The sequence below is a fragment of the Shewanella sp. A22 genome (genome assembly GCF_053850585.1).
Window position 1 is genome coordinate 84,677 of record NZ_JBSQBN010000001.1, and the last position, 12,863, is coordinate 97,539.

Sequence of the window (12,863 nt, forward strand, 5' to 3'; positions counted from 1 at the left end):
TCTATTCAATTGGTATGAATTTATCGGTCTGTTTAAGTAGGGAATAGGGGACAGGATGTTACAGAAAGCTAATTTTTTCTTAAAACCATCAGAGCTACCTAAAAGTATTGGGCTGTGCTGGGGGATTTTTAATAATAGGCTTGAGTTGATTAAACTGAGCGAATCACTTTATACATTCGTTAAAAAACCTATCTCTGCTATTTTAAGGCAACCGCTTTCAAATACTTTTTCCACATTAAAACTAGACGATATAAACTTTAAAGAACGCCAAGGTCGTCATATTCTCAATTTTGTGGATGATAAAGGTCGTGCGTTACAAGCCACTATCATCCCAATAGAAGAAAGTGATGAACACTGGTGTATTTCAGTAGTTGAAATCGAGTTAGATAAAGCTTGGCTCACCGAATTACATCCTGATTATCACCAAGCGATACAATCAAGTGATGATTGGCTTAATCAGATTGAAGAAGTTATTAATGCTAGCGGTAATATGGTATTTGCTACCGCGATAAAACAAGGTTTGTCGTTAACGCAATCGAAAGTCGGTTATGTACATATTGTTGACGAAAAAAATAACCAAATAACCAAGACGGCTTGGAATGAATCGGTTGCTGATTATTTTGATATCCCTAAACAGCAGGAATATCGTGCTGATACGGGGATATGGGCTGAAACCATTAACACTCGCAAAGCGGTTATTCACAATGACTTAACTGAGTTGATTAACAATAAAACTCAAAAAGAAGGTTTTTTCGCTTTTAAAAACCATTTATGTATCCCCATTCATTACCGAAAAAAATTGGTTGGTATTATTGGGGTTGGCAATCGCGATAAACCTTATACTCAAGTTGATGCCAAATCGTTGACGATATTTTCCACTATTTTATGGCATAGCGTAGAGCTGCCTCGCACCATGAAAGCTGTATCAAGGCAGTCGAGTATTATTAAATCCCAAAAAGAAAAGATGACATTAATTTTGGTTCAGCTCATTGGCGCCATTTCTGAAGCGCTTGAACTCAAAGATGCGTATACCGCTGGGCATCAAAAGTCAGTAGCACAGTTAAGTTATCTAATCGGCGAAAAAATGGGATTAGCACCGGAGATTTTGGAAGGGTTAAAACTGGGTTCGTTAATCCATGATATTGGCAAACTGGCTATTCCTAGCCAAATTTTATCCAAACCAGCTAGATTAAGTGATGCTGAATTTGGTCTAATTAAGCAGCATCCAGAGCATGGTGCATTAATCGTTGATGAAGTGGAGTTCCCATGGCCTATCAAGCAAATGATCCTTCAACATCATGAGCGCATAGATGGCTCTGGTTACCCCAAAGGATTAAAAGCTGATGACATTATACTTGAAGCTAAAATCATTGCAGTGGCTGACGTTGCAGATTCTATTCTCAGTCATCGACCGTATCGACCTTCACTTGGAATGGAAGTGTTAACCCAAGAGTTACTTAAAGGCAGAGGCAAAGAGTACGATGAGGTTATTGTTGATACTTGTCTTGATATTTTGGCTGTTGAAGATTTTAAGGAAGAGGAATACGTCAGTGGTTTGTCATTAGCGCCAGTGGTGTTTCTTGAGGAATACCACACCCTTGAGCACGCAGAGTCGATGATGAAAAAAGCTCAAATGGATGTTGCAGTGGTATTGTCAGAAAGAAACCGTAGTCCTATTGGTGTGATAGACAACAATATTTTAGCATTTTGGCACAGCCCATTTTTAAATACAGCAGCAGAACGTGCAGCGGATAGGAGCTTACTTAACAAGCGAGTGCATCAAGTGATGCAACATAAAATCAATATGATTACCGATCATACCATTTTGAATGATGCTAAATTGGCGATGGAAAAAATCAATGTTAATTACATGATTGTTCATAATGATAAGCAACAGGTCATTGGTATGCTAACGTGGAAAATATTGGCGCATGCATTGCTAAATAGATAGAGATGATAGTAGTAAAAAAACACCTATTTTGTTTTGCATATTTGGTGTTACATCGATATTTTTGACAAAAAAAAGGCTCCTAGGAGCCTTTTCTTTGTTTTATCGTTGACAGTAAATTAGTCAACGATACGTAATAACTCATTAATACCCACTTTACCACGGGTTTTAGCATCGACCTTTTTAACAATAATCGCTGCGTATAAACTGTATGTTCCGCAAGCTGATGGCAAGTTACCTGATACGACAACCGAACCGGCAGGAACTCGGCCATAATGTACTTGGCCTGTTTCACGATCAAAAATTCGCGTGCTTTGGCCAATGTACACGCCCATTGAAATTACACTGCCTTCTTCAACTACCACACCTTCAACGATTTCGCTGCGGGCGCCAATAAAGCAGTTGTCTTCAATAATGGTTGGCCCTGCTTGTAATGGTTCTAAAACGCCGCCAATACCAACACCGCCAGACAAGTGTACGTTTTTACCAATCTGGGCACATGAACCAACCGTCGCCCATGTATCAACCATTGTGCCTTCATCTACATAGGCACCTAGGTTAACGTAAGATGGCATTAATACGGTATTTTTCCCAATAAATGAACCTTTACGAACTGTGGCTGGTGGCACAACTCGAATGCCTTCAGCTTTAAAACGAGCCTCGTCATATTGGGTAAACTTTTGTGGCACTTTGTCGAAATATTTAGTGTCACCACCTTCTATCACACCGTTATCAAAAATGCGGAAAGACAGTAATACCGCTTTTTTTAGCCACTGATGAACATGCCATTCACCGTCAATTTTTTCAGCAACTCGTGCTTGGCCTTTATCGAGCATATTGATGACGGTTTCAACATCGGCGCGAACACTTGGTTCGACGCTTGAAGGTGAGATGTCTTGACGTGTTTCAAATGCTGCTTCAATGCGTTGGCGTAAAGCCTCCATTGTTTTCTCCCAGTGTTAAATGATTATAAGTAGCGTGTTTCAAGATTAACATTAATTAGATGACTTTAATGCGAGTGTTAGCGCGTCTGCTAATTGTTGCTGTTGTGGCTCATTAAGTGCCGCACCACTTTGGTTTTGTAAAATAAAAAAGTCTTCTGCACGTTCGCCAATAGTGGTAATTTTGGCCGCTAACAATGTCACATTACAACGATAAAAGGTGTCACCTACTTTGGCTAATAAGCCGGGTGTGTCTAAAGTAATTAATTCCATCATACTTGTACCATGACGGGCACTAGGTAAGAAACTCACATGAGTCGCAACATTAAAAGGTTTCATGATCCGTGCTAATTTTCTAAACTTCGGCAGTTTTGGATTTTCACTGGCTAAGGCTTTTTCGAGTGCTTTTCGAATACTTTGAATACGTGATAATTGAATAATAGGTTCGCCATCTTGTTCCAAAATAACAAAGGTGTCTAATGCGTAATTATCTTTTGATGTCATGATGTTAGCATCATGAACATTGATGTTTTTATTGTCTAAAACGGTCATTACCGTGGCAAACAGTTTGGGTTTATCTTTGCTATAGACAAAAAGCTCCGTCCCACCACGCGTTGTATGTTTAGACATTAATACTAATGGTTCGTCGTGATGGTGTTTTAATATGGCTTCAGCGTGCCAAGCAACTTGGGCTGGCTGATGGCGTAAAAAGTAATCAGACTTGAATCGAGACCAGAGTGTATCCATATCTTTTTCTTTTAGACCACGCCGGATAAGCTCTTTTTTAGCTTTGGCTTGGATCTCTTTAACACGCGCTTTGACATCAATCGGTTTTTCTTTACCCCGAGCCAATACTCGTTGGGTTGAAAAATACAAATCACGTAGCAAGGAGCCTTTCCAGTTATTCCACGTTTTTTCATTAGTGGCGCAAATGTCAGCTACCGTGAGGCAATATAAATAACTTAAGTGCGCAGCATCGTGTACTTTCTCTGCAAACTGGCTTACCACTTCGGGATCAGAAATATCTCTGCGTTGGGCAGTGACAGACATGACTAAGTGATTTTCAACTAACCAAGCGACCAAACGACCGTCATGGTCATTCATCCCATGTAATTTACAGAAATCGATGGCATCTTTTGAGCCTAATTTACTGTGATCACCGCCACGACCTTTGGCGATATCATGAAAAATGGCCCCGAGTACTAATAAACCTTTTTTTGGTAATTGGTTAATTAAAATGGCGCCTAGTGGAAATTCATCTTTTTGTTCAGCTTGTGAAAATCGATCAATATTAAGCAGTAATCTATGGGTGTGTTCATCAACGGTATAGGCATGAAATAAATCAAACTGCATTTGGCCTTCGATTTTGCGCCAAGCAGGTAAGTAAGACGATAAAATACCGTGTTGGTGCATCAAAGAAAATGCAGCAATCCCACGAGGATGCTTTAGGATCTCCATAAACACTTTTCGACATGCGGGGTTGTCTTGCAAAGGGGAGGTGAGCGCTCTACGGGTATTACGCAATAATCTTAATGTTGGTGCGTATATTTCTTGAATGTTAGAGTTTTTGGCCACCAGTAAAAATAAGCGTAATATCTCTTCGTTATGTTGGCTGAATATATCATCATCTAACACTTCAATGTAACGTCCGCGACGTTGATAAGTATTACTGATTGGGTATATCTCTAATGCTTGAGTGTGACCTAATGTCGCGCGCTTAAACAATTGCAGTAGCATTTGATTAAGCTCCATCACGCGGCGCACTGTACGATAATATCGCTTCATCATTTGTTCAACGGCTAGCTGAGTGGCATCTTCATAACCGAGTAGACTGGCAATTTGGCGCTGTAAATCAAATAGTAACCGATTTTCATTACGGTTAGCGGTGATGTGCAATGCAAAGCGTATTTCCCACAGAAAATTTTGACATTCTAGTAGTTCTGCTAATTCTGCTGGTGATAAAAACTCGTGTTCAACAAGCTCTTCAAGTGTGGCCGCGTCGAAATGGCGCATCGCGACCCATGCGATCGTTTGGATATCGCGTAATCCACCAGGACAGGTTTTAATGTTGGGTTCCAAGTCGAAGGCACTGGCTTTACTGTGACGAGCCGTTTGCTCATCTTTTTTGGCATTATAAAAGTCATAAGAAGGCCAAAAGTCATGTTGACGAATGGCATCGTATAGCTCGTCAAACAGATATTCATTGCCGGTGAGTAATCTTGCTTCAATAAGATTGGTGGCAATGGTGATGTCTGCTTTACCTTGTTCAATGGTTTGCGAAATTGTGCGCACACTGTGACCTATTTCAAGGCCTGTATCCCAAAGATAGGTAATAAATTGGCTTAATTGAGTTTCAGTTTCTGTTGATAGCGGTTCATCGTCTACCAAAAACAACAAGTCAATATCTGAATAAGGATGGAGTTCGCCTCGACCATAACCACCAACAGCAACCAAGGTTAAATGGCCATTATTAAGGCCAAAATCGCGCCATGTTTCGGAGAGTAAGGAATCAACAAATTGACTACGGTGTTTAACAATATCAGCAATAGGACGTTTTGCTGTGAACTGCTCAACTAAGCGCTGGTTTAAGTCAATTAATGCATTTTTAGCCGCCAACGCAGTATTCATTGATATCCTTATTTACTTCTTAAAGATTTAGTGGTTTATGATACGTGGAAAATCTTCTTCATCACGTAACGTTAAGATTTCTACACCCGTTTCGGTCACTAATAACGTGTGTTCCCATTGTGCAGAATTTTTACCGTCTGATGTGGTCACCGTCCAATTATCGTTTTTATCTAAAACCGTTGTATGTCGACCCGCATTGATCATCGGCTCAATCGTAAAGCACATACCAGGTCTTAGTATGGTTTTGTCGTTATTTTTATAATGTACGACTTGTGGCTCTTCATGGAAACCTGAGCCGATACCATGTCCACAATAATCTTGCACGATAGAGTACTTATCAAGTCCTGTTTTACTGGCTTTGATGAATTTTTCGATGGTCGTACCAATTTCGCCTAATTTTAAACCAGGGCGCACTTTACGAATGGCTAAATATAAGCTTTCTTGAGCAATGCGACTTAAACGTTTGTCTTTTGGGCTAACGTCACCAATTAAAAACATTTTAGATGTATCACCATGATATCCGTTTTTAATAACCGTAATATCTAGGTTAATCATGTCGCCATCTTTTAAGGCGTAATCACAAGGAATACCATGACAGACCACCTCGTTAACAGAGGTGCAAATTGACTTTGGAAAACCGTGATAATTGAGTGGTGCAGAAATAGCACCTTGATCTTCAGTGTATTTGGCACAAAGGTCGTTCAATTCATTTGTGGTGACCCCAGCCTTCACATGGGGGGCTATCATTTCCAATACCTGTGCTGCTAACTTACCAGCGACACGCATTTTTTCTATTTCGTCTGCATTTTTAATCACAATACTCATGAAAACTCTCTATCTTTTGGCGGTCAAAATTGGCCCGTTTTACCCAAGGATGTTATAGCAAAAATTTGTATTTAGCTGCCGTTTATGGTATAAAGCGCGCCGTTATGTATAAGATCGTTGTTGTACGGTTCGAGTTAATTCAATGTGTGATACCGCTTTTTAAGGCTGAATTCACATGTTAGTTCGGTAAACCGTAAAATATGGCGGCCATTATACATGGCAATTAACTTAAATACTAAATCACACACGTATCGACACATTTTTCGGGGTGCTTTCTAATTCTTATTGAAGTTAGAGGGTCGAAACATGGGATGCGTGGAGGTCTAACCCCTTACATACATAAAGGTATATACAATGACTACTGTTTCAATGCGCGACATGCTTCAAGCTGGTGTTCACTTCGGTCACCAAACTCGTTACTGGAATCCTAAGATGAAGCCTTTCATCTTCGGTGCTCGTAATGGTGTACACATTATCAACCTTGAGCACACTGTACCAATGTTCAACGAAGCGTTAGCTTTCATTAGCAATATTGCTTCTAAGAAAGGTAAAGTATTATTCGTAGGTACAAAGCGCGCTGCTGGCGAAGCTATCAAAGAATCTGCACTTTCTTGTGATCAGTACTATGTTGATCACCGTTGGTTAGGCGGCATGTTAACCAACTGGAAAACTGTTCGTCAGTCAATTAAGCGTCTTAAAGAGCTAGAAAGCCAGTCTGTAGACGGTACTTTCGACAAGCTTACTAAGAAAGAAGCGTTAATGCGTTCACGCGAATTAGACAAGTTAGAAAAGTCTTTAGGCGGAATCAAGAACATGGGCGGTTTACCTGACGTATTATTCGTTATCGGTGCTGACCATGAGCATATCGCTATTAAAGAAGCAAACAACCTAGGTATCCCAGTTGTTGCAGTTGTTGATACTAACTCTGCTCCAGACGGTGTTAACTACATCGTTCCTGGTAACGACGATGCGATGCGTGCTATCCGTTTGTACACTTCTTCTGTTGCTGCAGCTGCTAATGCTGGCCGTGGTCAAGATTTAGCTGTTCAAGCTGAGCAAGACGGTTTCGTAGAAGCTGTTTAATAAGGTGTGATGCTCAGCATCCCCCTTATTTGCCAATAAGATAATTGGTGAACAGGGGCCTTTGGGCCCCTGTTTTATAAATGCAAAATTAGACGAATTAAATTAGAGGATTTAACAATGGCAATTACTGCTGCCCAAGTTAAAGAACTTCGTGACCGCACTGGCGCTGGCATGATGGACTGTAAGAATGCACTGACAGAAACTGACGGTGACATCGAACTAGCAATTGATAACATGCGTAAGAGCGGTGCTGCAAAGGCTGCTAAGAAAGCAGGTAACATCGCTGCAGACGGTACTATTCTAATCAAGAATGGCGAAGGTTTCGCTGCACTTTTAGAAGTTAACTGTCAAACTGACTTCGTTGCTAAAGATTCAAACTTCTTAGCATTCGCTAACGCAGTGTTAGATGTTGCTGCAGCATCTAAAGTGACAATTGAAGACTTAAAAGCACAGTTTGAAGACACACGTGTTGCACTTGTGACTAAAATTGGCGAAAACATCAATATCCGTCGTGTTGAATATATTGATGGTTCAAACCTTGCGTCTTACCGTCACGGTGAGCGTATTGGTGTTGTTGTTGCAGGCGAAGCTGACGAAGAAACACTTAAGCACATCGCAATGCATGTAGCTGCATCTAAGCCAGAGTTTGTTAACCCTGAAGATGTGCCTGCTGATCTTGTTGAAAGAGAGCAAGCGCTACAAATCGAAATCGCGATGAATGAAGGCAAGCCTGCTGAAATCGCTGAAAAGATGGTTGTTGGTCGTATGAAGAAGTTCACTGGTGAGATCTCTCTTACTGGTCAAGCTTTCATCATGGAACCTAAGAAAACTGTTGGTGCTATTCTTAAAGAGAAAGGCGCTAAAGTGACCAACTTTATTCGTTTAGAAGTGGGTGAAGGTATCGAGAAGAAAGAAGAAGATTTTGCTGCCGAAGTTGCAGCACAAATCGCAGCTACTAAAAAAGCCTAATCGCTTTTCTCTAAATACCCTAAGACCGCAGCAGCCGCTGCGGTTTTGTTATGATCAGGATGAAAATTATGAGCACCAATCCAAAACCAGCGTTTAGACGTATTCTGCTTAAATTAAGCGGTGAAGCATTAATGGGTGAAGAAGGCTTCGGCATTGACCCTAAAGTACTTGATCGTATGGCACAAGAAGTAAAAGAGCTTGTTGAACTCGGCATTCAAGTCGGTGTGGTTATTGGTGGTGGCAATCTGTTCCGTGGTGAAGGCTTAGCAAAAGCTGGTATGAACCGCGTAGTGGGCGATCACATGGGTATGTTAGCAACCGTAATGAATGGTTTAGCCATGCGTGATGCGTTGCACCGTGCATATGTTAATGCTCGTCTAATGTCCGCAATCCCACTTAAAGGTGTGTGTGACGACTATAATTGGGCCGAAGCGATTAGCTTATTAAAATCTGGTCGTGTAGTGATTTTTGCTGCGGGCACAGGTAATCCTTTTTGCACAACCGATTCAGCAGCGTGTTTACGCGGTATTGAAATTGAAGCAGAAGTAGTATTAAAAGGGACTAAAGTAGACGGCGTATACTCTGCTGACCCGATGAAAAATCCTGAAGCGGTTAAATATGACACGCTAAGCTATGCCGAAGTCCTTGAATCAGAATTAAAAGTAATGGACCTTGCTGCATTTACTATGGCTCGTGATCACAATATACCAATTCTTGTATTTAATATGAACAAGCCTGGTGCACTTCGCCGCGTGATTATGGGTGAAGAAGAAGGTACGATTATTAGCAGTAAACAACCTGCTTAATCACAGACACAGAAAATATTTACATTATATAATTTAACTGTTTGAGCGGTTTTATCGCATGTGTCATTCTTAGGCTAATGCTCAAACAAACGTGAATTTGTGACAAAAAGGAAATTATTGTGATTGATACTATTATGTTAGATGCGCAAGAGCGCATGGGTAAATGCGTAGATGTGACTAAGAACCAAATGGCAAAAGTTCGTACTGGTCGTGCTCATCCAAGTTTATTAGATTCTATTCAAGTTGCTTGTTACGGTTCTATGTCACCACTTAAGCAAGTGGCAAACGTGGGCGTGGAAGATTCGCGTACATTAACGGTTAACGTGTTTGATAGAACAATGGTGCAAGCAGTAGAAAAAGCCATTATGAGTTCTGATCTAGGTTTAAACCCTATGTCTGCTGGTGCAACGTTACGTATTCCGCTCCCTGCATTAACAGAAGAGCGCCGTAAAGACTTCATCAAAGTTGTTCGTAACGAAGCTGAAAACGGGCGTATCGCCATTCGTAACGTGCGTCGTGATGTTATCAGCGAAGTGAAGAAGCTTGAAAAAGCCAAAGAATGTACAGAGGATGATGTCCGTCGTAGTGAAGATGAAGTGCAAAAGCACACTGACTCAGCGATTAAAAACATTGATCAAATTCTCGCTGCAAAAGAAAAAGAGTTGATGGAAGTATAATCTGTCAACTTAGACGCTAGAGTTAACACGCCGTGTAAGGGTATACTACACGGCGTTTGTTTTTATAAAGGATTGTCGTAGATGTCATCTACAGTTGAGTTTGAATCAGACCCTAAAGCCGATTCGGAGCACATGACTTCGCAATCGTTGCCTGGACAATTATCTGATGTAGTAAAACAATCTTTGCCAAAGCATGTTGCGATTATTATGGATGGTAATGGCCGCTGGGCACAACTGCAGGGTAAAGCGCGTGTATTTGGTCATAAGGCCGGCGTTAAAGCGGTTCGTCGTGCTGTGAGTACGGCCAGTCAGCTTGGTATTGAGTCATTAACCTTGTTTGCCTTTTCCAGTGAAAACTGGCGTCGACCAGATAAAGAAGTCAGCTTGTTGATGGAATTGTTTTTTACTGTGTTACAGCGAGAATTAAAACTGCTCGACAAAAACCAAGTTAAGCTCAATATTATTGGTGATACCAGTCGTTTTTCAACTCGTTTGCAAAAACAGATTGCTACCGCTCAAGAGAAAACCATGAGCAACACTGGTCTAATTTTGAATGTGGCTGCAAACTACGGTGGCCGTTGGGATATCTTACAAGCTGCACAAAAATTAGCCGAAAAAGTTAAAAGTGGTGAAATCAACAGCAGTCAGATGACCGAAGACGCATTAAATGAACATTTGTGCATGCAAAATCAGAGCGAAGTTGATTTAATGATCCGAACCGGTGGTGATTACCGGATCAGTAATTTTATTTTATGGCAGGCCGCTTATGCCGAGTTGGTGTTTACTGACACCCTGTGGCCTGACTTTGATGAGCAAGCATTTCGTGATGCTATTGCCATTTTTGCCAGTCGGCAGCGCCGTTTTGGTTTGACTGGGAGTCAAATTGAAGAAATACGCGCAATATAAATATTAAGAGGGTTAGTTTTTGCTAAAACAACGAATAATAACAGCATTGTGGTTAATCCCAATTGTACTCGGGGCAATATTTTTACTACCTGCAAATTATTTTGCATGGGTGTTAGTGCCAGTTTTTTTAATTGCAGCAAAAGAGTGGGGCAGTTTTATTGACCCAAGTTGCAATATTACTCAATGGTCTTTTACGGCCACATTAGGTGTTTTACTGGTAGCGCTTAACCTCGCGGTACCTATCGATGTGTTGTGGTTTAAGGGGCAATTACATCCTATGTATCTTGCCATTATCACTATCGGTGTATTTTGGTGGATAGTGAGCATTACCTTGGTGTTTAGTTTTCCTAAAAGCGCCAAAATATGGAAAAATAGCCCGATGCTAAAATCCATGTTTGGACAGTTAACCCTCATACCGTGTTTTACGTCTTTGATTGCGCTTAAATCCTTAAGCAGTAATGTACATCCTTATTATGGCGGCGCATTAGTGTTCTTGGTTTTGTTAGTGGTATGGGCTACCGATACGGGGGCTTATTTTGCGGGTCGTAAGTTAGGTAAACATAAACTAATGCCTAGTGTGAGTCCTGCAAAAACGTTAGAAGGTCTGGCTGGTGGATTAGTGACCACTATGATTGTGGTGGCTGGTATTATGTATGTAGCTCCGGAACAAGAGCTCGGTTTGCTTATTGTGGTCACATTAATTACCGCGTTAGCGTCTGCGTTTGGTGATTTATCTGAAAGTATGTTTAAGCGTGCTGCTAACATTAAAGATTCTGGTACTATTTTACCGGGACACGGTGGAATTTTAGATCGCATAGATAGTCTAACTGCGGCATTACCTGTGTTTACTTTTATCTACATTGCAATGTGGATGTGATGCCAATGCAAAATATGGTGATTTTAGGAGCCACAGGCTCTATTGGCGCAAGCACGTTAAGTGTGATTGCGAATAACCCAACGGAATTTAAGGTCTACGGATTGGTGGCAAATGCCAGCGTAGACAAAATGTTAGCCTTGTGCATTACCCATCAACCCGAATATGCTCATATGGTCGATGAATCTGCAGCTAAGCAACTTAATGCGTTATTACCACAAGACTGCGTGACTCAGGTAACCACAGGCGCTGAGGCGTTACATGGGTTAGTTACCGACAGTGCTACAAATACCGTTATGGCCGCTATTGTCGGTGCGGCTGGTCTAGTGCCGACATTTGATGCTGTTAAAGCGGGTAAACGGGTTTTATTAGCCAACAAAGAAGCATTAGTGATGTCGGGTGAGTTATTTATGCACACCGCAAAGACATCTGGTGCAACAGTGTTACCTGTCGACAGCGAGCACAATGCTATTTTTCAATGTTTACCCACCAATGTTCAATCACAATTAGGCTATTGCGATTTAGCCGCGTCAGGTATCGCTCATATTTTATTGACTGGCTCTGGTGGCCCATTTTTACAAACAGACTTATCGACATTGAGTGCCATGACGCCAGCTCAAGCATGTAATCATCCCAATTGGTCTATGGGACCTAAAATTTCGGTAGATTCAGCCACTATGATGAATAAGGGTTTAGAGTATATTGAAGCCCGCTGGTTGTTTAACACTCAAGCAGAACAACTGAAAGTTGTAATACATCCTCAAAGTGTGATTCATTCTATGGTGCAGTACCGAGACGGTTCTGTGATTGCGCAAATGGGCAACCCTGATATGCGTACTCCTATTGCTCATTGTATGAGCTATCCGCAAAGAATTAACGCTGGCGTTGAACCTTTGGATTTTTTCAAAGTCGGACAATTAAGCTTTTGTGAACCTGATTTCGGCCGTTTCCCATGTTTACGTCTTGCCATGCAAGCATGTGAACACGGACAAGAGGCGACTACAGTATTAAATGCAGCCAATGAAGTTGCCGTTGATGCTTTCTTAAAGGGACAAATACGCTTTACCGATATAGCAGATATCAATGCAGGTTGTTTAGACCGAGTACAACAAACTCGTTTAGCGAGTATAGATGATATTTTACAGTTAGATGCACAAGCTCGTATGACAGCGATTTCTGCCATTAACGCACTTAATTAGTTCAGGG

At 41.2% G+C, this 12,863-nt stretch carries 11 protein-coding genes; 8 read left to right on the forward strand and 3 right to left on the reverse strand.

Annotation, left to right across the window (positions count from 1 at the left end):
- Nucleotides 1-55: 55 nt before the first annotated feature.
- Nucleotides 56-1,951, forward strand: coding sequence for an HD domain-containing phosphohydrolase (locus ACWXWT_RS00355; RefSeq protein ID WP_456039632.1), 1,896 nt, complete (start codon nt 56-58; stop codon nt 1,949-1,951).
- 116 nt (nt 1,952-2,067) lie between these two features.
- On the opposite strand, the gene dapD is transcribed toward ACWXWT_RS00355, so the two are convergent.
- Genes dapD through map form a run of 3 tightly spaced genes read right to left on the reverse strand, consistent with a single transcriptional unit; the run spans nt 2,068 to nt 6,342 of the window.
- The gene (gene dapD / locus ACWXWT_RS00360) at nt 2,068-2,892 is read right to left on the reverse strand and encodes a 2,3,4,5-tetrahydropyridine-2,6-dicarboxylate N-succinyltransferase (protein WP_456039633.1); all 825 of its coding nucleotides are present in this window, start codon (nt 2,890-2,892) and stop codon (nt 2,068-2,070) included.
- A gap of 51 nt (nt 2,893-2,943) precedes the next feature.
- Complete coding sequence (glnD, locus tag ACWXWT_RS00365; RefSeq protein WP_456039634.1) at nt 2,944-5,517, reverse strand: bifunctional uridylyltransferase/uridylyl-removing protein GlnD; 2,574 nt, start codon at nt 5,515-5,517, stop codon at nt 2,944-2,946.
- A 27-nt stretch (nt 5,518-5,544) separates the two neighbouring features.
- The gene (gene map, locus ACWXWT_RS00370) at nt 5,545-6,342 is read right to left on the reverse strand and encodes a type I methionyl aminopeptidase (protein WP_456039635.1); all 798 of its coding nucleotides are present in this window, start codon (nt 6,340-6,342) and stop codon (nt 5,545-5,547) included.
- Between the two features lie 354 nt (nt 6,343-6,696).
- On the opposite strand from map, the gene rpsB reads away from it, so the two are divergent.
- The 7 genes from rpsB to ispC all read left to right on the forward strand — a co-directional run bounded on the left by rpsB (nt 6,697) and on the right by ispC (nt 12,856).
- Nucleotides 6,697-7,425, forward strand: a complete 729-nt coding sequence (gene rpsB / locus ACWXWT_RS00375; RefSeq protein WP_456039636.1) for a 30S ribosomal protein S2 — start codon at nt 6,697-6,699, stop codon at nt 7,423-7,425.
- 117 nt (nt 7,426-7,542) lie between these two features.
- Nucleotides 7,543-8,394, forward strand: a complete 852-nt coding sequence (gene tsf, locus ACWXWT_RS00380) for a translation elongation factor Ts (RefSeq protein ID WP_456039637.1) — start codon at nt 7,543-7,545, stop codon at nt 8,392-8,394.
- A gap of 68 nt (nt 8,395-8,462) precedes the next feature.
- Nucleotides 8,463-9,200: a UMP kinase gene (gene pyrH, locus ACWXWT_RS00385; protein WP_456039638.1), complete on the forward strand. Its 738-nt coding sequence runs from the start codon at nt 8,463-8,465 to the stop codon at nt 9,198-9,200.
- Nucleotides 9,201-9,334: 134 nt separating this feature from the next.
- Nucleotides 9,335-9,877, forward strand: a complete 543-nt coding sequence (frr, locus tag ACWXWT_RS00390) for a ribosome recycling factor (RefSeq protein ID WP_456039678.1) — start codon at nt 9,335-9,337, stop codon at nt 9,875-9,877.
- Nucleotides 9,878-9,958: 81 nt separating this feature from the next.
- A complete protein-coding gene (gene uppS / locus ACWXWT_RS00395) occupies nt 9,959-10,783 on the forward strand; it encodes a polyprenyl diphosphate synthase (protein WP_456039639.1) in 825 nt (274 codons plus the stop codon).
- 19 nt (nt 10,784-10,802) lie between these two features.
- The gene (locus tag ACWXWT_RS00400) at nt 10,803-11,660 is read left to right on the forward strand and encodes a phosphatidate cytidylyltransferase (RefSeq protein ID WP_456039640.1); all 858 of its coding nucleotides are present in this window, start codon (nt 10,803-10,805) and stop codon (nt 11,658-11,660) included.
- Between the two features lie 5 nt (nt 11,661-11,665).
- Nucleotides 11,666-12,856, forward strand: coding sequence for a 1-deoxy-D-xylulose-5-phosphate reductoisomerase (ispC, locus tag ACWXWT_RS00405; RefSeq protein WP_456039679.1), 1,191 nt, complete (start codon nt 11,666-11,668; stop codon nt 12,854-12,856).
- The last annotated feature ends 7 nt before the right edge of the window (nt 12,857-12,863 follow it).

What these genes read in the sequence shown, in the direction of transcription:
- glnD (WP_456039634.1), bottom strand. Translation starts at nt 5,517, where the DNA reads ATGAATACTGCGTTGGCGGCTAAAAATGCATTAATTGACTTAAACCAG.
- frr (WP_456039678.1), top strand. Translation starts at nt 9,335, where the DNA reads ATGTTAGATGCGCAAGAGCGCATGGGTAAATGCGTAGATGTGACTAAG.
- dapD (WP_456039633.1), bottom strand. Translation starts at nt 2,892, where the DNA reads ATGGAGGCTTTACGCCAACGCATTGAAGCAGCATTTGAAACACGTCAA.
- map (WP_456039635.1), bottom strand. Translation starts at nt 6,342, where the DNA reads ATGAGTATTGTGATTAAAAATGCAGACGAAATAGAAAAAATGCGTGTC.
- rpsB (WP_456039636.1), top strand. Translation starts at nt 6,697, where the DNA reads ATGACTACTGTTTCAATGCGCGACATGCTTCAAGCTGGTGTTCACTTC.
- tsf (WP_456039637.1), top strand. Translation starts at nt 7,543, where the DNA reads ATGGCAATTACTGCTGCCCAAGTTAAAGAACTTCGTGACCGCACTGGC.
- ACWXWT_RS00355 (WP_456039632.1), top strand. Translation starts at nt 56, where the DNA reads ATGTTACAGAAAGCTAATTTTTTCTTAAAACCATCAGAGCTACCTAAA.
- uppS (WP_456039639.1), top strand. Translation starts at nt 9,959, where the DNA reads ATGTCATCTACAGTTGAGTTTGAATCAGACCCTAAAGCCGATTCGGAG.
- ispC (WP_456039679.1), top strand. Translation starts at nt 11,666, where the DNA reads ATGCAAAATATGGTGATTTTAGGAGCCACAGGCTCTATTGGCGCAAGC.
- pyrH (WP_456039638.1), top strand. Translation starts at nt 8,463, where the DNA reads ATGAGCACCAATCCAAAACCAGCGTTTAGACGTATTCTGCTTAAATTA.